The 899-nt window shown below is 47.3% G+C and carries 1 protein-coding gene; it reads right to left on the bottom strand.

Annotation, left to right across the window (positions count from 1 at the left end; translation table 11 throughout):
- On the bottom strand, positions 1-899 hold an 899-nt coding region (gene tuf, locus ACF8CV_RS13800; protein WP_258500317.1), incomplete at both ends, for an elongation factor Tu.

Genomic DNA, 899 nt, shown 5'->3' with positions numbered 1-899 from the left:
TATTCGAAGATCTTAGCAACAACACCAGCACCTACTGTACGGCCACCTTCACGGATAGCGAAACGTAGACCTTCGTCCATTGCGATTGGTGCGATTAGCTCAACAACCATTTGGATGTTGTCGCCTGGCATTACCATTTCTACGCCTTCTGGTAGAGAGATATCGCCAGTTACGTCAGTTGTACGGAAGTAGAACTGTGGACGGTAACCTTTGAAGAAAGGAGTGTGACGACCGCCTTCTTCTTTAGATAGTACGTATACTTCTGATTCGAACTTAGTGTGTGGAGTGATTGAACCAGGCTTAGCTAGTACTTGACCACGTTCAACTTCGTCACGCTTAGTACCACGTAGAAGTGCACCAACGTTCTCACCTGCACGGCCTTCGTCTAGAAGCTTACGGAACATCTCTACACCAGTACATGTTGTAGTAGTTGTATCCTTGATACCTACGATAGCAACTTCGTCACCAACTGTTAGGATACCACGCTCGATACGGCCAGTTACTACTGTACCACGACCTTGGATTGAGAATACGTCTTCGATAGGCATTAGGAATGGCTGATCTACCGCACGCTCTGGCTCAGGGATGTAAGTATCTAGAGCTTCAGCTAGTTCAACGATTTTCGCTTCCCACTGCTCTTCGCCGTTTAGTGCGCCTAGTGCAGAACCTTGGATAACTGGTAGGTCATCACCTGGGAAATCGTACTCAGATAGAAGTTCACGAACTTCCATTTCTACTAGTTCTAGTAGCTCTTCATCGTCAACCATGTCACATTTGTTCATGAATACGATGATGTATGGGATACCAACCTGACGGCCTAGTAGGATGTGCTCACGAGTTTGTGGCATTGGGCCATCTGTCGCAGCAACAACTAGGATACCACCGTCCATCTGTGCAGC

The sequence above is a fragment of the Vibrio sp. zbq_1 genome, assembly GCF_043102935.1.
Taxonomy (GTDB): Bacteria; Pseudomonadota; Gammaproteobacteria; order Enterobacterales; family Vibrionaceae; genus Vibrio; species Vibrio parahaemolyticus.
This window is presented reverse-complemented; position numbering and strand designations above follow the sequence as displayed.